General features: G+C 32.5%; 18 protein-coding genes. 5 read left to right on the top strand and 13 right to left on the bottom strand.

The genetic code is table 11. The features are described from left to right. Positions 1-43: 43 nt before the first annotated feature. The 5 genes from SLH52_RS18680 to SLH52_RS18700 all read left to right on the top strand — a co-directional run bounded on the left by SLH52_RS18680 (position 44) and on the right by SLH52_RS18700 (position 6046). Positions 44-1051, top strand: coding sequence for a replication-relaxation family protein (locus SLH52_RS18680; protein ID WP_320210773.1), 1008 nt, complete (start codon positions 44-46; stop codon positions 1049-1051). Between the two features lie 92 nt (positions 1052-1143). After that, the gene (locus SLH52_RS18685; RefSeq protein ID WP_320210774.1) at positions 1144-1314 is read left to right on the top strand and encodes a hypothetical protein; all 171 of its coding nucleotides are present in this window, start codon (positions 1144-1146) and stop codon (positions 1312-1314) included. A gap of 47 nt (positions 1315-1361) precedes the next feature. Continuing rightward, positions 1362-2429 carry an S-layer homology domain-containing protein gene (locus SLH52_RS18690; RefSeq protein ID WP_320210775.1) on the top strand — a complete coding sequence of 356 codons (1068 nt, stop codon included), beginning with the start codon at positions 1362-1364 and terminating at the stop codon, positions 2427-2429. Between the two features lie 1301 nt (positions 2430-3730). After that, positions 3731-5044 (top strand): replication initiation protein, encoded by a 1314-nt coding sequence (locus tag SLH52_RS18695; RefSeq protein ID WP_320210776.1) that lies wholly within the window; start codon positions 3731-3733, stop codon positions 5042-5044. 453 nt (positions 5045-5497) lie between these two features. Beyond that, the gene (locus SLH52_RS18700) at positions 5498-6046 is read left to right on the top strand and encodes a hypothetical protein (protein WP_320210777.1); all 549 of its coding nucleotides are present in this window, start codon (positions 5498-5500) and stop codon (positions 6044-6046) included. A gap of 374 nt (positions 6047-6420) precedes the next feature. Here SLH52_RS18700 and xerS read toward each other — a convergent pair whose 3' ends face one another. The 13 genes from xerS to SLH52_RS18770 form a co-directional block, all read right to left on the bottom strand. Continuing rightward, positions 6421-7521: a tyrosine recombinase XerS gene (xerS, locus tag SLH52_RS18705; protein ID WP_320210778.1), complete on the bottom strand. Its 1101-nt coding sequence runs from the start codon at positions 7519-7521 to the stop codon at positions 6421-6423. A gap of 107 nt (positions 7522-7628) precedes the next feature. Continuing rightward, positions 7629-8054, bottom strand: coding sequence for a type VII toxin-antitoxin system HepT family RNase toxin (gene hepT, locus SLH52_RS18710; RefSeq protein ID WP_320210779.1), 426 nt, complete (start codon positions 8052-8054; stop codon positions 7629-7631). Between the two features lie 43 nt (positions 8055-8097). Then, a complete protein-coding gene (locus SLH52_RS18715) occupies positions 8098-8808 on the bottom strand; it encodes a Fic family protein (RefSeq protein WP_320210794.1) in 711 nt (236 codons plus the stop codon). An 881-nt stretch (positions 8809-9689) separates the two neighbouring features. Then, entirely contained in the window at positions 9690-11246 is a 1557-nt protein-coding gene (locus tag SLH52_RS18720; protein ID WP_320210795.1) for an SBBP repeat-containing protein, read from the bottom strand. A gap of 7 nt (positions 11247-11253) precedes the next feature. Then, positions 11254-11907: a hypothetical protein gene (locus SLH52_RS18725; protein ID WP_320210780.1), complete on the bottom strand. Its 654-nt coding sequence runs from the start codon at positions 11905-11907 to the stop codon at positions 11254-11256. Between the two features lie 461 nt (positions 11908-12368). Next, complete coding sequence (locus tag SLH52_RS18735; protein ID WP_413785562.1) at positions 12369-12800, bottom strand: ATP-binding cassette domain-containing protein; 432 nt, start codon at positions 12798-12800, stop codon at positions 12369-12371. Between the two features lie 1836 nt (positions 12801-14636). Further along, on the bottom strand, positions 14637-15473 hold the full coding sequence (locus SLH52_RS18740; RefSeq protein WP_320210781.1) for a polysaccharide deacetylase family protein: 837 nt from the start codon (positions 15471-15473) through the stop codon (positions 14637-14639). 412 nt (positions 15474-15885) lie between these two features. Continuing rightward, a complete protein-coding gene (locus SLH52_RS18745; protein WP_320210782.1) occupies positions 15886-16068 on the bottom strand; it encodes a hypothetical protein in 183 nt (60 codons plus the stop codon). 269 nt (positions 16069-16337) lie between these two features. Then, positions 16338-16682 (bottom strand): YxeA family protein, encoded by a 345-nt coding sequence (locus tag SLH52_RS18750; RefSeq protein WP_320210783.1) that lies wholly within the window; start codon positions 16680-16682, stop codon positions 16338-16340. A gap of 26 nt (positions 16683-16708) precedes the next feature. After that, positions 16709-18580 carry an ABC transporter permease gene (locus SLH52_RS18755; RefSeq protein ID WP_320210784.1) on the bottom strand — a complete coding sequence of 624 codons (1872 nt, stop codon included), beginning with the start codon at positions 18578-18580 and terminating at the stop codon, positions 16709-16711. Next, on the bottom strand, positions 18555-19328 hold the full coding sequence (locus SLH52_RS18760; RefSeq protein ID WP_320210785.1) for an ABC transporter ATP-binding protein: 774 nt from the start codon (positions 19326-19328) through the stop codon (positions 18555-18557). Before SLH52_RS18760 ends, SLH52_RS18755 begins: the two co-directional genes overlap by 26 nt. Before the next feature lie 185 nt (positions 19329-19513). Beyond that, positions 19514-20494, bottom strand: a complete 981-nt coding sequence (locus SLH52_RS18765) for a sensor histidine kinase (RefSeq protein ID WP_320210786.1) — start codon at positions 20492-20494, stop codon at positions 19514-19516. Further along, positions 20491-21192 carry a response regulator transcription factor gene (locus SLH52_RS18770; RefSeq protein ID WP_320210787.1) on the bottom strand — a complete coding sequence of 234 codons (702 nt, stop codon included), beginning with the start codon at positions 21190-21192 and terminating at the stop codon, positions 20491-20493. The genes SLH52_RS18765 and SLH52_RS18770 overlap by 4 nt, the downstream gene beginning before the upstream one ends. Positions 21193-21491: the final 299 nt, after the last annotated feature.

A 21491-nucleotide genomic window follows, 5' to 3' on the forward strand; every position in this document is an offset into this window, starting at 1 on the left:
TTCAGATATAAGAAAACAGAATGTGAGGAGGCATATAGGGAAAATGATCACACACGAAATTAAAATTGGACGACCACCAGTAATCAATTATGAAGCAATATTATACGACTTATATAGATATCAAACATTAACAATTGAGCAGTTAAAAAAGGTGCATTTCAAAGGTCATGAAGGCTCTGTATACGTGTCATTACATCGAATGAAAAAAAGAGGTTTAGTCAGTTCTACTTGTAGAGTAAATGAGAAAGGTAAGAAAATTGCAGCATGTTATTTCATTACAGAAAAAGGGATCGGTCACTTAGAGGAAGTTGGTTTGCTTCATGAAAAAAGAAGAGCCTATGATAATAAGCCATCAGGTAAAAAGATTCCCTACTTAATAGATATAAATAATATGTATGTAGACTTACAAGAATCAGGGTATGAAATGCTTAATGCAAGAGATTGGAAAGAACAGCATCATTTGAATCGTAATGCATTAGTAAAAGCTGGGTTAAGAACACCAGATGGAAAAGAGTACGGTGTTTATCTATTTGAAACAGACCTTGAAGAGAGTATCACCCTCCCCCGCTTCAAGAAAGAGATTAAGGAAGCAAGTCAAAGCAATCGTTTTATCATCTTTTTCAAAGGAAAGGATTCATATAAAAAGTTCAAAAATAGCTTAGGGCATGAAGAATTAACAAAAGGCGAGATGTGTTTGTTACCTTATAATCTAGGTAAGAAGTTGCTTGGTGAATTACCGAAACAAGATCATCTTGTGAAAGTATTCACTAACTATGGAGAAGTGAAAATAAATGACCGTTCAAACACAGTAACAAGCTCATTTGCTGATTACATCTTGGAGAAAGATGGTCAGGAATTCTATGTCTGTAACTATGTATTTGGTAATGAAGTAGCACTCTATTTTTTAACTAAGTACACGAAGGACCGGTTCGCTAGAGACGGGAGAAGAGTGTACGTATTTTATTCGGAGAAGATCCTTTCGATAATGGAGCAAGATTTCAAGGAGATGTTTAAAGATCACTACCCTCATATAGAGTTTATCGGATTATAAATGATCGTTTAAAGCAAATAAGATAAAGTTATCCAAGGAGTTGCGACTAATCGTAGCACTTTTTAATTTAATTTTTTATAGGAGGAAATGAAATGTTTACAAAAATGTTTTCGGCAGTAGCTTATGTAGGTGCGATGTTATTACTAGGTGTTCTATTAGCTAAACAAGGTGGAAATATCAGCTTAGGGATGATAATTGCAAGTTTATTTTTCCTGACACCAGTAGCACTTATACCAGTTTGGTTAAGCCGTCAAACATCGTAGATTTAAGTACAATTAATCAAATAAATCAATTTTAAGGAGAGAGTATTATGAAAAAATTATTATCAATTATGTTTGCTATAGTATTGTTAATCCCTACTACATCAGCATTTGCACAAGCAGGTAATGTACCCTCAGAATGGTTTAATGAGGACATTAACCGTGGGATTGAACTAGGAATTATACCTGCTCGACTTCAATCTAGCTATGCGAGTCCTATTACACGAGAAGAATGTGCGGAATTGTTGGTAAATGTAATTTTAGATAAGCTAAAAACAGTTGATGGTGATATCATGTGGACGAAAGAAACGATATTGGAGAAAGTAACCATTGATTCCCCTTTTGAGGATACGGATCTAGACCACGTCAATCTTGCATATATCATTGGTAGCTTAAGCGATGTATCTGAAACAAAATTTGATCCTGATAGCTATATAACACGACAACAAGCAGCTATGATGCTTATGAATACGATACATGCATCTAACACATTCTCATACTTAAGCGAAGAAGAATTAGGCTATTCTGATTTGGATGAAATAGCTGAATGGGCGGTGCCCGCTGTAAATGCCCTCAAATACTTAGGGATCATGAATGGTTCAGGAGATAAGTTTGTTCCTGGTAGCAATATTACAAGAGAGCAAGCAATGGCTACAGTGATGCGAATCCATGATAATATAAGCTACTTTGGTTTAATGTTACGAGGAAATATATTGGCCAACCCGATGATACCTGAATTAAAGTATCATGTAGGTAAAGATTACGTTAATGTTTCTTATGTAGATGATAATGGTTTTGAATCTACAGTAGCTATGGAGACATGGGCTCTTTTTGGCGGTACTAGAGAGTCAGGAGTCCCTTTTGAAGCAAATAAGGCCACTGTGCTCCTTGGATTTGAATATAACATCGCGAATATAGAGCATGGTTTAATAACTGATACGGCACTACAAGGAATTGGAGCTAAGGTTGACTATGGCTATATGGAAGTTGAGACATTTACCGAAGATTACTTACTTGAATTTCAGTTAAAGCCTGTGATTGGCTATATGAATAAGTTTTTTGACTATACTTATGGTTATCCTCAAAAGGATGTTGAGCCTAAATTAATAATTGACTGATATTGTTGGTCCCGTAGTTTTAGTAAAGCTACGGGATTTTTCTTTTTATCCCCCTCCCCTTATTATTAGGTTTTTCACCATGCGACCGATTACGTAGCGGTATAGCGAAAGTTGTAACGGTACAAACACCGAAATTCCCTTATGTATAGCTGTTTTTTCATAGAAGGTATGTAAGGAGGTTATCTTATGGCTTATTTACAAATTGTATGTGGTGATTATTTTGTGCTTACGATCAAAATAAGTAAGTCTCTCAATTAAACAGTTAAGAGGCTTATTTGATTATATATTTAAAAGTCTACATGTATGCTGTATGTATTTAATTTTAGTTTTAGGATCTATCTATACTGATTTGGTGTAAATCTCTATTAAAATGTATGGATTCTTATTAAGTCTATGTTTCTATTGTTATTATATGTTTTTATATGTTTATATTTTGTTTATTTGTTTACTAGATTTATAACCCTTGGGAGAGTAATGATGAAAGGACTTTATAGCTACCTATTCGATGTGATAAGTCTATCATTTCGGTGAATAAGTCTATTAAAACGATATTATATGTCTATAAATTGAGTGTAATGTGTCTACTAACTCGATGTGATATGTCTACTTAAACGATAGGAAGGTATCTGTTACAAGATAATATGTCTATGATTTCGGTGGAAGAGGGTAATATTTGGATTATTACTCCTTTAGTTCTTTAAATTATATACTTATATCTGGGAAATATGCCTATTATTATTGAGAAAGTTTAATTCTATAGGATTATTAGCATCGTTTTGATAGACATATAAATTAGAAAACGAATAAATGTATTCTTAAATATTGGTACAGCATCATTTAGGTAGCTATATGTCTTTTAACTCTTATTTTAGCTATGATATAACCATCTAATCACTATATCTAACTAATAAATCTTCTAATAACAGAAGAATAAGATCTAATTAGGAAATAAATAAGTAGTATATATGTCTATTAAAACGATGCTAGATTGTTGTTAAGTACAAAAAATTTTTTTAGCACCTAATAAGTAGACATATGAAACTGATTTTGTTTTGACATTCATTCCTTTTTACCAAAATTGTAGTCATATTTCCATAAATGCCTAATAATAAAAGGTTTTTATGCACCGTTAAGGTAGACATATAATAAATTGACTTAATATTAAAATTTTTCATTACACCGAATAGGTAGACATAAGAGATTTCTTCTGTTTTAGGATATCAAACTTTGTAATTTAACGTGGATTATTACTATTATTTGTACTATATTGTAATTATACCTACGTGTTAAGGAGGCAGAGAATGGTGGATGCAGAAGCAATACAAGAGGAGCAACTTACATTTGATGCTGATTTGGTAGAAGCGGATATTAAACCATATTATTGGGTCAATCAATCTAATGCTTTAATTAATATGAGGCAGAATCTATCAATTAATGAGAGAAGACTATTGTACGCTTTAGTTTCATTGGTTCAGCCTGAACATAAAGACTTTAAAACATATACTTTACAGACAAAGGAATTGGCGCATTTATTTGGCATATCTGAAACAGGATTCTACGAAAGAATTAGAGAAGTTGTTCAAGGCTTAAATAATAAGCCGCTATCAATTCAACGAACAGAAAACAATAAACTAGTAATAGATGATATATATTGGGTACAAAGAGCATCATATAAAGAGGGGCAAATAAAAATTAAATTGTCTGAGGATTTGGCTCAATTTCTATTAAATTTAAAATCATATACTAAATATCAACTGTATAACGTATTACAGTTAAGGTCGGAATACTCCTGGAGGATATATGAGCTTTTAAAGGAGAGAGAGCCTTGGCATCAACGAATAATTAAAGTAAAAGAGTTGAGAAACTTATTAGGTATACCCGATGATAAATTAAAGCTCATGAAAAACTTCCGTTCAGTAGTTCTTGAGAAAGCGAAAAAGGAAATTAGTGAGAAAACAGATATTCGATTTGAATATGAAGTACATAAAAAGATTGGTAGAACCATCGATTCATTTATTTTCTACATATATAAAAATACGAATAATATTGAAACGAATTTATCTGAAGAAGCCATTGACTACGATATACAGCTTATGTTGAGTCGTTTAGTATCTAATGGTGTAAGAAGAGAAAAAGCAGTAGAAATTATAAAGAAATACCATCCAAAATACATAGAGGACAACCTTCGTTATGTCATGAGAATGGATAACAAGGCTTTAGGCAATGTAGCAGGCTATATAGTGAAAGCTATTGAGAACAATTATGCTGATGTTTCATACGAAGTAGAAAGTAATGATAATCCGTTGTATAAATTGGCAATTGGAAACGTAGCTAGTCGAATAAAAGAGTTAACCAGTAAAGACATTAAAGAACTGGAAGAACTGTATGATCATTTTATTATGATGATTCAGAAAGTAAATCCAGAAACAAAAGCAGATATTGATGAACTGGTTAGAGAAAGAGAGAGAGTCTTATTCAACAAATTTGATAGTATTAATCAATATAGAATAGACAATCGATTACCTCCAATTTCTGAATCAGATTTAGAAAAAACGAAGGTAATACAATTATATAAAAAATGGTATGAAAACCATATAGATGAAATGCCTTTCTAGAATTATTTAGTACTCAAAATATATATATAAAGAATGTATGAGAGATAGATTCATCAATGATTGTGACCATATTAAAGGCGAGAAGGTCTATTTCTCGTCTTTTTTTCATTCCCAAGGAGTGTAGTGAATTGATAATTTTAACAATATTACTTTGGGGAGTGTAGGAGTGATCTTAGTATGTAGAAAAAAGTTAATATGTGGCCCCCATACCTAGACATACTACGGTTCTCACACTCTAATGAATAAATCATCTAAAATCTATCCTTTGTTCGATTATTTCGCTTACACCCGAACAGTAATATAGTAATTTCATATTTTAGGTTATCAATAGTGGTTCTATGTTATAATATGGAATAAATTGTGAAGAAAGTACTTAAACTAATAGGCCTTTTTGTGGAAGAACATTTATTGTTTATGGAACAAGAGAGGGTATGAGAGAGGAGATTATCTAAGGTGAAAATACGAAATAATATTAACCCTAGATTTAGAGATAAGATTAGAAAATGTATAAACCTTTTAGATGTTACATACAAGACACTTGACTATACAATTGATTTTTATGCAACAAGGGAGCGTCTGGAGAAAGAGCGTAAAAACAAACCAGATTTTGAGGATAGAGCCTATAACCAGATTCTTAACGGGGAAATCGAAACTTCAGCGATAACAATTGGAGAAAAAAATCAAATAAAAATTTTCCTATTTATGTATGATAACCCAGAAATAAATTTTGACCAATGTATAAAGGTGATAGCAAAGGTTTACCATGAAATACGTCATGCTTGGCAATATACTAATGATCTTTATAAAGACGAATTAGAAATACTAAACGTTGACACACAATGGGAAGAGTATGTAAGGTTACCCTCCGAGAAAGATGCTTATAAGTTTGAAGAGCGACAAATGAACAAAAATATGTTGAAAATATGTGAGATATTTGAGTCTGAGAAAGGGTTTGACTATACTCTTACCAAGCCTATAAGAGATATAATTTATTCAGAATAAACGGTTTAATAAGAACTATTTCTTGCTCTACTACAACGTACAAAAATAGAGGTTGAAGAACCTGTTATATTCCCCTTCTTCATTCCCACATGCTAGATAAAAACACTATTCAAAAATAAAGGAAGCTAGGAATGCTGTTTTTGGTAACCTATAACTGATGACCTTCAATAAAATGACGCAATTTTGGAAGGGTCGAGAAGTTATTGATCTTTAAAAACACCCCATTTTGATAAATCTTTTTAAGTGGGGTGTTATCCTGTGCATCAAAGTATGGAGTTTTACTTGTTTTTAATAGGTTATATATATCATAGATGGATTTTTCTCAACCAAAGTTTATATAGGTCAACTTATTGTAATTTGGAGAATATAAATACTCATTCTTCGTCCATTTTGTTTACATCATCTCTTGTTTCATCCATATCAATAACCGTATACAATGTAGTTGTTTCCACGGAAGTATGACCTAGTTGCGACATGACTCTAACAAGATTATTAGTTGAATCATATAAATTCTTAGCATACGTATGCCTCAATTTATGAGGACTCATTTTCTTACCAGAAGTAAAGGCCTCTGTATACTTATAAACGATATCCTGTATAGTACGTTCTGACATTGGTTTATAAGAGCCAGCATATAAACTAACGAAGAGAGGACCTTCGTCTTTAGGTGCCTTATAACGTTCACTCCTGATATTCATATACTCTTTTACATCATCTAGGGCAGAAGGTGTTACAACAATTGTATCTTCTTTTCCACCTTTACGGATGACTGAAAGCTGCTGTTTACGAAAGTCGAAGGAGTCATACCGAATATTAGCTAGCTCACTCACCCTAATACCTGACCCAAGGAATAAGCTCATAATTGCCAGGTCTCGCTCGCGATCACGTAAGAAATAGCTTTCTTTACGTGTGCCAGCTACAAGATTAAGATACTCATTAGCGATAAAAGAGAGGAGGGCGCGGTCATCTCTCTTAGAGAGTATCTCAGAACCTATTTTTTTTGCACGAGCTGATTGTGTTTCTTTTTTACTGTGTGTTTCGATTTTAGCCATCACATTTCTATAGAAATAGCATTCTCCATTATCGTCTTCACTTTGTGTAGTTAAGTATTTGAAAAGTGATTTTAATGCCACAATCTTACGGTCTATACTTTTTTGGTCAGGAAACCTGGTAACACCTTTTTTTACTTCATATTCAGTGTTTTTCACATGTTTAAAAAACGCCTCAGCTTCTTTTCTACGCAGGTTTGCAAGAACTTCAATAGGGATGTCCTTTGTTGAAGTACTTTCAGCGATTCCAGCCCTAATAAGCCATTGAAAAAAGAGCTTATAATCATGTACATAGTTTAGTAGGGTAGAAGGGCTCTTGTGATCCATTTCTTCACAGTATTCTTGTACATACCAAGGCAATTCATTCACATGTTTTTGATATCGTTCTTTATGGAGTTGTTGTTGTCTTGTTAATTGTCTACCCATAGAGGTGATTCACACTCCTTTGTCGAATATTGTCGTATTTCGCGTATAATACAATTTTTACGCAGTTTAGTTTACATAATATTTTTATGGTTATTTAAAAAAATCGCTTAATAATTTTCATTAGAAGAGAGGTCTTTGATAATACATTTTGTAAAGGTAGTAAAGTTGATAAGGTGTTTTTCAATAATTTCATGCAGGTAGTCTAATTCTATTGATTGGTAATTATGGACAATAGTATTTCTAAAATCAACCATTACTCTCATTCTAGAGGACATATCTTCACTAATGATGTTATTTTCTTGTAAAAATTGAAATGCATCATGGCTATTCTGAGGAAGACCTAAACGTCTTTCTGTCACTATATGCATTCCTATATAAATACTTGCTTCACATGCTCTTTGTATATTTAGAAGTATTGATTCTTGTTTAGTCTCGTCATTCAATGTATTATAGTTATTTTCATATACTTCAAAAACACGATTAATGCTATGTTTAATCAAATTAGTCTTTTGTAATATCAGGTCATTTTTCATAAAAAAAGGGACGCACCTTCTTTAATTTTATATACATAAATCTTCATCTTACTGTATCTAAATATCTATTTATGCTTTCCTCAACACTCATTGCTATTAAATTTACAAATGGCTCGGTATTATTATTGACGCTAGCTATCTCTAATGTATTATAATATTCTAATCTAATAGTTGAATCAGCTTTTATTATTGCAGGAGGATAACCAAATTTCATAAGGATTAAGTTCATCAGTAGGCGAGATGTTCTTCCATTCCCATCAGAGAATGAGTGAATAAAAACAAATTTAAAATGAAATAATGCAGCTAATTCTACTGGATGGAGTACATTCTTATTTAAATTGTACCAATCAATCAGCTTTTTCATTTCATTTTCTACTTGTAAAAAGTGTGGTGGAGTGTGCTCACTACCAGAAATTCGAACGTTAATTTGTCTATATTTTCCTGCGTTTGTATTATCGATATTTTTCAGAATTAAGTAGTGAATATCCTTAATTGTAGCTTCGGAAATTGGTTCATCTTTTTCCGAATGTTCTTCAATAAAATCTATTGCCTCAGAGTGATTTATTGCTTCAAAGTGTTCACGTAACTGCTTTCCGCCAATCGTTAAACCTTCTTCGATCACCATTTTAGTTTCAATTAAAGATAGAGTATTACCTTCAATAGCATTGGAATGATATGTCATTTCAACACGGTAGACATTTCTTAAATTATCGATAGCATCATGAGGTAATGGTCGATATGAATCAAGCTCCATTTTTAATTGAGATAAATTATCAAAATTCAATATAAACACCTTCTTGGGATATTTTGTTTTGGGTGCTACAAAATGTATATTATAGATTATAACAGACACACAATTTTTTTTAAATAAAATATTATTCGTATAATTAGAATTATACGCGAATTTAATATTGGATATCGAAATCGTTTGCCTACCTTTGTATTTTGATAACTCAGTAGTTACCTAGTATTATTTTTAATTATTAGTATAATCTTAGAAAACTTGAATTGGACCAAGGATTTTATAATTATAAAACGTTAGTCACTGGATGCTAAACTTTTTATTTGAATGTTTTTGAGGGTATTATCAAACATGTCTATTTTCTAATAGATAAATCAAAAACTCCAGACTCCGAAGCTTGAATCGTAATTTTAGCATTGATTTGGCCTTTTCATCTTCTATTTCTTGAATTAAGGAAGTTATAAAAATTATATGTAGTCACTAATAGTAATTCTGTAAATAAGCAATGCCTCTATTTCCTGATTATTTCCTAGTACCAATTACGTTTTGTCTAGGAATAATGTAGATTTGAAATAAAGTCACGATGTTCACAAAAAAGCTGCGGCGTTATTCCTGTTTTGATATTGTTATCTAAAGGGTGAAAAGAAAGAATATCTGTTGATTGACATAAGGCTGTTCCATTATAGGGCCATAATGTGGGACAACAAGTGTTTTAATTATTCGGATATGAAGGGTACATTTTGATATGAAGTATTGAACTATAAGTTAACAGGTATGCAAACAGATATCAAGACTGAGATTTGGTATCGAAAAAAAGCCTTTCTTTTTCAGAATAGGCCCTTCATCTGAATACTAAGTCGTAAAATAATAACCTTTCAAATATTTATAATTGTCTAATATCTTTTGGTTATCTTCAATGTATAAATTCCTATTCCTTTGACTTTAGAGGTTAGAGAAGTGTTTACTATGTTGGTACTTTTACATTTACATGGGTTTTGACAACACTTTGGAATCAACGGAGGTGGAGGTGGGACTGTAATTTTCGTAACAAACGCATCACTTAAATCAGCTAAAGTAGTTTGAAAGGCACCGACAGTTGTCGGAAAGTTTATTGACTCAGTAGATCCCGTAACAAACGCATTACCGTGGGCATTCACAGTAATGCCAAATCCTGTATCATCACTGTTTCCACCTAGGTACGTGGAGAAGATCAGAGCTGTTCCCATTGCATTTACTTTCGTGACAAAAGCACTTTGCCCTCCCATTAACATCGTTTGAAAGGCATCTACAGTTGTTGGAAAGTTTGTTGACTCGGTAGTGCCTATCACAAACGTATTACCGTGGGCATCCACTGCAATACCAAATCCTGTATCATCACTGTTTCCACCTAGGTACGTGGAGAAGATCAGATCGGTTCCCATTGCATTTACTTTCGTGACAAAAGCACTTTGCCCCCCCATCAACATCGTTTGAAAGGCACCTAGCGTAGTAGGAAAGTTTGTTGAAGTGGATACTCCTGTTACAAATGTATTCCCGTGGATATCCACCGTAATACCCGCAGATCCATCATCCCCATCTCCTCCGAGGTAGGTGGAGAAGATTAGATCAGTTCCTGTTGCATTTACTTTAGTTACAAAAGCAGCATTATTACCATTAAGCATCATTTGAAAAGCCCCAAGTGTTGTTGGAAAGTTTGTTGAATTGGTTACACCTGTCGCGAACGCATTCCCTTGAGCATCCAATGCTATACCAATTCCTACATCACCCCCATCTCCCCCAAGGTAAGTAGAGTAAACTAGGTCAGTTCCACTTGCGTTTACTTTCGTGACAAAAGCACTTTGCACTCCCATCAACATCGTTTGAAAGGCACCAAAAGTTGTCGGAAAATCTGTTGATTCTGTTCTTCCTGTTACGAACGCATTTCCTTGAGCATCCAATGCTATATCATTACCTGCATCATCCCCATCTCCTCCCAGATAGGTGGAGAAGATCAGATCGGTTCCCGTTGCATTTATTTTGGTTACAAAGGCAGCGTTATCACCATTAAGCATTGTTTGAAAAGCTCCTGGTGTTGTCGGAAAGTTTGTTGAATTGGTTACACCTGTTAAATACGCATTCCCATTGGTATCCGTAGAAATCCCAGCCCCCATTTCATTATCACTACCCCCTAGGTATGTGGAATAAATCAGAGCTGTTCCCGTTGCATTTATTTTCGTAACAAAGGTATCAAGGAACCCATCTAATGTAGTTTGAAAAGCTCCTGGTGTTGTCGGAAAGTTTGTTGAAGAGGTCGCGCCAGTTACATATGCATTTCCCATGCCATCGACAGCAATTGAAAATCCCGCCTCAATCCCTTCTCCTCCGAGGTAAGTGGAGTATGAGAGAGTTGGATCAATTATTAATGTATGGTCAGTGTCATAGGATTCAGGGAACTCATATCCTAAGATAATTTTATCTTCAGTTAATGTATATCGATAGTAACACTACACTTTTCCTCACTCCATTGATGATTTGATATACAATTGGTTTACATTTGTGAAATGTTCCATTAGGGGTGTGAAAACGTAACGAGCCATCTTCAATCTGTTCAACGGATTCCACCCCTTCACAAAGAATTTGTATATCCCCGATACTTCCATGTGGATGAACGATCATATCATACTTGACGTCGCCCTTCTCGTCTTTCCAAACGCAATCAATACCTTGCCAGACGTTTCGATAAATAATATCTTTGTAGATAGGGACCTTGGTTTGCCACTGTTTTGGGTCATTACTCAGAAAGAAATTCCCGGTTCCAGCTGTTTTCGTTTTTCCTTCTACTTTGATTTGATCAGAAGGCTGTAAAAATGTCCAATTTACCGTGGAACCTTTGATTGTTTCCTGATGCTTCTCGTTAGCTTGGTTGGTACTATGCATCGATTGATCATCACTTGACCCAAACAAGGTAAATACCACTTTTGTTGCACAAAATGCATATCGGAAGCCATTACCTTTGCAATAAAACTTTATTTGGTCATCTACCTGCCCATGGTTTGCATAAAACATGAGTGGTAATTTTCCATAAGATTGCATGATTTTCTGTCTTTGACGTTCAAATATATGAGAGTGCAATTGTTTTATTCTCCTTTCTTCTGACAGAAGTACGCCAGAAGTGTTTGTACATTATATGAACATGTTAAATGATAAGTGATGCAGAATCATGAATTGCACATTTATTGGTCAGATGTATGAGTACATAATTCAAGAACAAAACATACATTTGACATTTTGCCGAATTTCTTTTTGATTAAGGCTCATTTCGTAAACTTTGTTGCTATTGTTATCAAAGTAGTACTATAAAAAGTGGTTTAATCTTGTCAGTCATCATAATACAGAAGAAAAGATGCCACGAACACTAGATATATTCGTGCTTATATCTCAGAACGAAAAGCAACAATCAATGCGAAATCAGCCTTGATCAATGTCCACTACCCCTTGTATAATTCCTCTATTCAGAAAGGTCAGAAACATTACGTTTAATAGTAAAGTCCCAAAACCATGTTTTTGGTAGTCTAGATGTACAAATACGGTTCCTACTTCATACAACTCTTCAATGCTCCACCTGAAAATTTGCCAACCTTTTTTTTCCGGTGCTCGGTTAAATTTACAACCTCTAATAGCTCATCAATCTTTTTCCTTGCTGTATTCTTCTCAATTCCTTTTAATGAAGCAATGTACATTAAATATTTCTCAGCTGAAAAGGTCTTATATAAGCCAATGTACTGAGGCAAATAGCCGAGGACATCACGATATTTTTCATCCAACACTTCAATATCCTTACCGTTATATAAAATTCGTCCAGAAGTCGGTTTAATAAGTGTCACGAGCATGCGCATTAATGTTGTTTTACCAGCACCATTTGCACCTAAAAAACCATAAACACCTGCTGTTAATTCAAGTGATACATTGTTTACTGCTAATTTATTTCCAAACTGTTTAGTAACATTTACAATTGTTAGATTCAAGGGAAACACCTCTAGTAATTTTTTTATTTGCTGTATAAAAAATCTGGTATATATGGTCTATGAGTATCAATTGTTAGGAACATTTAATCTCATTAGGGAACTGGGCAAAAAAATTATCTAATTTCCAAAAAGGTTCAAGCTCTTTGTTGATTTGAAGATTTGAGTTATCCTTTTTTCTTAAATAAACCACCCCTTTCTTGTTATAAATCATAAGCTATGTCTTTTAACTTATTTTTCGATAATCAAATGCATATAATGTCTCTTTAGAGTATATCCGTGGATGCTAATTACCTACTTGAATATCTTTTATGATCTCTTTAAAGGATAGCAATTTTGTTCCCTTCATCTAGTTAAACGAATTGGGTGTTGAAAAAGTTTTAAATGAGTTTAAATATAATTGGATGTAACCGTATTCTATCAATTCCCAAGATAGAGTTAAGGTTAATAATGTAACGTGATTGGTATCTAGCAATGAAAGAACAAGTGATTAAGAGATCATAAAATCCATTGCTTAAATCTGTCAAAGATTCATATCCAGCAATGTCGAAAGAAGATGTGTTATGTGAATAAATACTCGATTAAGCCAAACGTATCGGTATTTTTTTTTAAAAAAAGAGTAGCAGCTTGTATAGCAAATGGTTGAACTTTCAAAAGAATGAGTGGAATTCAAGGTATTACATCTTTTTCTATATATTGGATAGATGGGAGGCCTTCAGTGTTTTAAAATGCATAAATAATTAAATGCATATGTAGGGATTGATATCATGTGGTATCAATTTGGTAATACATTTTATAAAGATAAGGTTCATAAAGGAGGAAATAACAAACTACGAAAAATTTTGTCCTATTTGATACAAACGATGATTACACTTCGTAAAAAGGTGAATTATCACATTGTTGACTATAATGATAAATTAAATTAAATTAAATACCAAGGAGATGCGTCAATCACATGTGAAGTTCTTGAAATTGGCATTCCACCTTATTACACAACATCACCTACGATTACGAAACAGCATCAAAGTGTTCGTAAAAGAGTCATTTCACTCTTCCATACTTGACATTGCAGGTTTCTGTAATGGACTCAATTTTATGATAAGGAGTCTATCATATTGAAACCAAAAAAATCCCACGCAAAGGGGTCTGCTTGGGAAGATAAAACAACAGAATCGGCTGATGGTTGAAAACAAAGTTTGATGAAAATATCTCATGAAATCTGAAACTATCACTATTAAGACAATCCTAAAAATGAAAAATGGTACACTTTTTATTTCAGAAATGAGCCATTCATTGAATGACATCTTCAAGTTACCTATTAGTCATCTAAACTTATCCCTTAAAAACTAATTGATCTATTAATCATTGAGGGCACTAGAAATTATGTTGATAACAGCACGAATTACGTGATAGACTTTACTATCAGGCTAAAGACAAGATTCCCTTTGATGTCTACTTTAATTTGCCTATAAATAAACACCCCTTACAAAAGTTATCTATATCATTTTAATTAATATAATAACATTTGTAGTTTAATCTAAATCACACAATAAACGCTAGTGGACATAATATTCATTCTATTTAGTTAAAGTAGTTAATGGGTTTTATTTCCTTTATAAACTCTTTGCTACATAGTAAGCAGTGGATCAGCTACCGAAATTGCATCAAATACTAAACTTAGTCCTATCTTTTTCTAATACCCAAAATTGAACCATCATCTATTACATAATTATCGAATTCTTGAATATTCTCCTTTCAGAAGTCTAGATAATGTAGTGTCAATTGCTTCTTCTTCATTGTAAGCAGGGATGATAACTAAAGTTTTCGGTCTATTCATTTCTACCTCCTAGTTTTTCCTAAAGAATTTATTTTTTTGATGATGTCGTCACCTGTTAAATTATTATTTATATTAATTCGTTTTATTCTTAGAGGATTATCACCCTTGGAGTTTAATCCCACTTCAGTAGTAAATATAATTATGTGCTCCTTGCTTACGATTTGTTCAGAAGTTAAATTATATGCACCGTATGGATAAGTAAAAGCGAAAACATCAGTACCTATCTCTTGCTCAATGGTTTTACTTGCTTTTTCAATATCATTTTTTATTTTGTTTATATGTTGAGAATCACTTAATTTTTTTCCGTTTTTAGTGTAAGGGATAACTAGTCCTTCTTTTCCCGATTCATCATTAAGTCTCCAGTGTAAATCATACGTATGATTTTGCACCTCAACTAGTCCTGAACTATACATTTCTCTTAGTTGTTCCCAACTCATCATAGAAAGCCCTAACCTCTCCCCTGTTTCAATATGTTTAGCAATCGGGAATACGGTGGCAATAATGTTGTACTTTTGTAGAACAGGGAATGCATGATTATAAACACTTTCATACCCATCATCGATTGTTATTAAGATTGATTTTTCCGGCAAATTAATTTCATCATTTAGATAATCTACTAGATCTTTAGATGTGATAAATGTATAACCGTTTTCTTTCAACTTCAACAAATGTTCTTCGAATCTAGCTACGCTAGTATTTATCGATGGAAATTTACCATTGTTTTCAAAGGTATGATACATTAATACTGGAATCTGTATTTTCTTTTCATCGTCAATTAACATTTCTTTCATCATATTTATAGTGATTAACCCCAAAAATACCATTAAAACTATCTTCAAGATAATCGCCCTCTTTCTTGTTGTAGTTATAATATTTTTCAAGTTCACATACATATTTTTATATTAATATAATGAATTGAATCAATTGGAAGTGATCATCTTTGAACATATTAAATTAGTTATTTGAAAGAAATGGTTGAATAGTTTTGAACCCATTCAGATATGCGATTTTACAAATACTCTACCATACTCTTACTCTACCTTAGTAGGGTATAATGGTTTAAATATGATTGTTCATAATCTTTTAAGAAATAAAAGACAGATAACAATATATTTGATATTGTAGCTTTTTTCATGATCTAATTTTCAGCAAATAACCTTTAATACTTCACTGAAAATAGATTCAATGATTTTATATTATTGATTTTCACCGTAGTACTATGATTAGAATCAATACTACATACTATTCATTCTAATTAGCCTTATCTATTCTTTCTCTTAATGAAGATAGATGATAAAAAGTCCCGTTCCAAGCCTCTTGTAATAAAGTTTCTGCTTCTTCTAGACTTTCTCTTGCTGCTTCGAGATTCTCTACGGTTAACTTTGATGCTACCAATCTACTATAGTTTTCTTCATTTGATTTAACCTCTTCCACATTATTCACTACTTCTACAGCTAAAATTTGTTCTACGATTCGATTAGCATTAGAGGCCTGTACACTGTGTATTTTATCTCTCTTTCTTCAAGATGATATATAATATTGTATTACATTCATAATTATTGAGTGAATGACATCCGTCATGGAATATTTCGGAATAATAGTGAACTGTTAACACAAAACTATACAACCTTTTTAAATTGAGCTAGATTATATTACCTCCTGACCTATTAAGCAGACATAATCACGTTGAAATGTTTACTAATCTACTCTTCAAACCCTTTCTCTACTTTCACAGGCAATTTATCAGGGTGCACTTCTTCCCAAGTTTCTACATAACTCCCTTTTGCATATATTTTTAAAAAGGCATTAGGTCGGAGTTTTCCACTTGCAAAAAAAGTTATTTCTTTTTCTTCTCCATCTTTTGTCAATCCATTTAAGGTATAATCATATCCACCAGGACTCCTAGGTGTTCCTTGTTTATTGATTTGAACATAAATTTCATCTGCTGGTATTAGTGGGTTCACCCTATCAGATATTTCATTAGGTAAAATGAGGAATCCTCCGAAGATTAAGATAAAAAAGATTATAATTCCAACTATTTTTTTCATTTATTACAAACCTCCCAGTCCTTTTCTTATTTAAAAACTCCTTCTTTTAATTTTTTCAAATAACTAAAGCGAATAACGGTAAAATAGATGATCTGAAGGATAAAAAATCCCATAATGGTTATCATTGAGGGAACAAAAACGTTAGAAGTGCCATCTCTTTCTAATACTTTTAACGCAAACCCTGTATGAATTGTTGCAAAAATAAACGGCAGGAAAAATAATGTTCCCAATTGCCATGTAACATTCTTTGTCATTTCTCGTTCAGTTAGTCCAATTTTAGACAATGCCCTATATTTTTTACGCTCATCATTAAGGTCTGTAAATAAGCGAAAATAAAGAAAGCTTCCTGCTGCAAAGAAAAAAACGATGGCTATAAACAAACCGATAAATAAACTAAGGCTTGGGAGTTGTACACTCGTATAATATACCGAGGCCTTTGTAGACAAATTGAAAGCTATATTTGAGTAATCACCAAATAATTCCTTCTTTATTTTTTGAGTTAACCCTACACTTTCCTTCCAGTTTTTATAGCTAAATCCATAAAGGGTAGAGGTTTCATGATCTTTTTTTAGTTTTTCATATGTGTTTTCATTGACGACTATTGCTTGGTTAACGAATAATATCGGATCCTCTATCTTTTTTACTTCAATATTTTGAAGTTGATCTGTTAAATTCAGTGATGAAGGAATATCTTTTTTTCCCTTTACTTCTAATGCATTCATAAAATAAATACCTTGATCATTTTTAAGTTCTTCTTTCTTTAATTCAGGGAATAGTGTTTTAAGCTCATTTATCGAAAAAATTAATAAAGGAGGAGTTAGTCCATCTTCTTTTTGATAATTTACTCTAATTGTCTCTATATGATCTAGAGTATAATGATAGTTATTTTCTTTAAGTTTTTCCTTCACATAATTGATATGGGTTTTCTCTTTATCATTATCTGAAAAAGAAAGATATTCAATCTCAAATTTTGTGCTCATAGTAGTTAAATTGGATTTAAATACTGACAGAACACCAGTTGCTGTGAAGGCTACAGCTGAAACGATAGTAACAATAAAGAAGAGTCTTGCATTATCTCTAACACGGTAGGTTAAGTCGGATAGTAACAATACATTGTACCCTCTCCAATAAAATCTTTTATTTTTTTTCATTAGCTTTAATAACCAAACGCTTAATTGACTAAATAGAAAATAAGTTCCTATTACAGTTGTAATTAAGATAATAACGGCTGTTGTCATATTAATGTCTGATACAAGCGCCATCGAATACCCTGTAAATAGTACAACTAAACCAATAAAGCTTAAAATAATTGATGCTTTTGGTTCTTTTTTTGGCTTTTTCGACTCCTTTAATAGGGACACTGTTGCTTTTCTATGAATAAAAAAGAAAGTACATTGTGAAATGATAAAAAAGAGTAAGGTAAAGATTCCTATTGTCAACCCCAATGCTTTTAGTGGGAGATATAATGTTAACGAGTCCATATCAATGATGTAGCTCCCAGCTACAAAAAATAACTTAGCTAGTATAGTACCTCCTACAATCCCCGTAATAATGGAAGCAAGACCGATGATTAAGCTTTCAACTGTTAATAAATGACGCATTTGTCTTGGAGAAGTCCCTAATATTGTTAACACACCGAGTTCTTTCTTCCGCATATACAAAAAGGCACCGAAAGAATAAAGAACAAATAAAATTGAAAAGGCGAATATGATCCATTCAGCTGCTATCATTCCCTTTTTGGCAATGTTATTAATATAGCCTCGATCTAAAGCTGGGTGAAAAATAAACATTGCAAACATATAAAAGGTCATAACAGCAAAAGAACTACTGAAGTAAAAAGCCAAATAAGAACGTATATTCCTTGTAACATTTCTAAAAGCGAGTTGATAGAAGTTCATTTACATTCCCTCCTAGCATGGACAAAACATCGATAATTTGTTGAAAAAAAACTTGTTGATTTGCTCCTTTATATAATTCATTATATATTTCACCATCTTTGATAAAGACAACACGATGACAATAGCTGGCTGCAAAAGGATCATGGGTTACCATCAACATAGTACTTAGCTCTTTACTATTTACTTCAAGGAATGTTTCCATTACCATCTTTGATGATTTGGAATCTAAGTTACCTGTCGGTTCATCAGCTAATAATAAAGAAGGGTTATGAATAATTGCTCTTGCTATTGCCGTACGCTGTTTTTCACCACCAGATACTTCAAATGTTCGTTTATTTAAAATGTTTGTTATACCAAACTTTAAAGCAATATGATTTACTTTTTCTTCAATAGTTGAATGATTCTGTTTCTCTAGAATTAATGGCAGAATTATATTTTCTTTTATTGTCAATGTATCTAGTAAGTTAAAATCCTGAAATACAAATCCTAACTCCCGTCTTCTAAACTGTGCTAACTTTTCTTTTTTTAATTTATGTGGTTGTTTACCATTGATGGTGATTTCTCCAGATGTAGGGTAATCAATTGTAGATATTAAATTTAATAGTGTTGTTTTCCCTGCCCCTGAAGGACCCATTACTCCAACGAATTCTCCCGAATCTACATGTAACGTGACGTTTGTTATTGCTTGATACGGAATTTTCACATCGTATACTTTGCTGATACTATTTGCAAACAGTACATGTTCCATTGATAAAACCTCCTAGATTAACTGTACCTGTATTGTAAAAAAGAGTTGGATACGGAGCGATACATTTTCCTTAATTGCTCCTTACACTTTTGTAAGGTGAAAATTTTCAAATTTAAAATAAACGGTATACAAAAAACCTTACTATTAAGACAGCAAGGCAGCATATAATCATTATTCAAAAATCACTATTCTTTTACGTTAAAACTAATGGAAAATGAAGTACCGTGATCAACCTCAGAATAGATTTGAAATTTATGGGATAGCTTATGTAATATTTCCTTCACTAAATAAAGTCCCATTCCAGTAGATTCATGATAGTTCCTTCCGTTCACCCCAGTAAAATAAGGATCAAATACTCTTTTTAAGTCTTGAGGAGGAATGCCAATGCCATAATCTGTGATTGTACACATAACTTTTTCATTACTGTTCACTACTTTGATATCAACTTTATTCGATTTACCAGTTGAATACTTCACTGCATTTGATAGTATTTGTTCGATGACAAATTTTATCCATTTTTGATCTGAAACAATCGAAATATCTTGCTCATCTAAGATTAAATTTGGATATACACCAAATTGAATAAACAAGCGTTTATTCTCCTCCAAAATCTCCTTTAATAATGCTTGAAGCGTAATAGTTTCAATAAAATAATCCTTTTCAAACATTGTTAGTCTCGAACTATATAAAACAGTCTTTAATCCTTCTTCTAATCGATAAAGTTCTTTTCGAATATCTTGAAACACATTTTCATCTTGATCTTGAATCATTAGGTGAATTACGGAGATTGGTGTTTTCATTTGATGAACCCATTGGTTCATAAAGGTTACTTTTTCTTGAATAGCTATATCGTTCTCCATTATTATTTGATCATATATAGATTTCTCTTCAAGAACTTTCCTATGTAGAACATTTGTAAAATAGCTAGTACCAAAACTTGGAATGAACTTATTTTCATTATTTGAATTTATCCATTTATATAATTTATAATCCTCTATCCAACGATAAGCTAAATAGGCAAATATAAATAATAATTGCATGGAGCTTACATATAAAATATGTCCCCATCCTTGAAATCCTAGAAACCAAAAATATAGCCATGTAAAACCTCCTTGTGCGAAGACTATTAGTAACAGAGCTAAATGACTACGGAAAAATATTTTCATATCTGTCGATTCCAAGTATTTTTCATTCGATAACCAGCCCCTCGAATTGTTTCAATTGCTCCCGTAATTCCAAATTCCTCTAGACGTTTTCTAATTCGAGTGATGTATACATTTAACGTATTTTCGTCGACAAACGTATCTGTATCCCACATCTTTTCCATTAATCTTTCTCGACTAGTAACCTTATCACTGCGTTCGAGCAAAAGCTCAATTAATAAAGCTTCTTTTTTAGATAATTCAAGTGTTTTTGATTGGAACGATATTTCTAATTTTTCAGGATAATACTTCAACCCGTTAAAATTAATAATTCTCTCTTCTTTTCTTGTTGAATATTCCCCCACAGTTCTCCTTAACTGACTTTTTACTTTTGCTGTCACAATTTCAAATGAAAATGGTTTTGTTATATAGTCATCGCCACCATTCTCAATGGCCATTACTTGGTCCATTGTTCCTTCTCTAGCTGAAATAAAAATAATTGGACAGTTTGAATGCTTCCTGATTTGTCTACACCAATAGAAACCATCAAAATATGGTAAGTTAATGTCAAGTAATACTAAATCAGGATTGACCTCTAAAAATACAGCGAGTACTTCTTCAAAATCCTCTAACTTCTTACATTTGTATCCATACTTTGTTAAGTAATCCGATAATAGTTCTCTCATTTTGTCATTATCTTCTACGATTAAGATTGTTGACACTTCTATCTTCCTTTCAAAGCTTTCAATGTTTTAACTCAGTTCCTGTATCGGTACTTTATACCATAGAATTGTTCACTCACACAACCTTACAAATATGTAAGAGCTGTTAAAGGTAAAGCCATGTTTGCTATTCAATTCTTTTTTTAAAATAAATACATAGGAAAACGAAAGGAGGTCATGGATATCAAAAAGATAATCGACATCATGATCACGATCTTCGTTACAATGTTAAATCCGAAATCGATTGCTCAAGACCTAAATAATAACTAACGAAAATGTAAATGATCTATTGTCAAGAA

Source organism: Cytobacillus sp. IB215665, from assembly GCF_033963835.1.
GTDB lineage: Bacteria > Bacillota > Bacilli > Bacillales > SM2101 > Nanhaiella.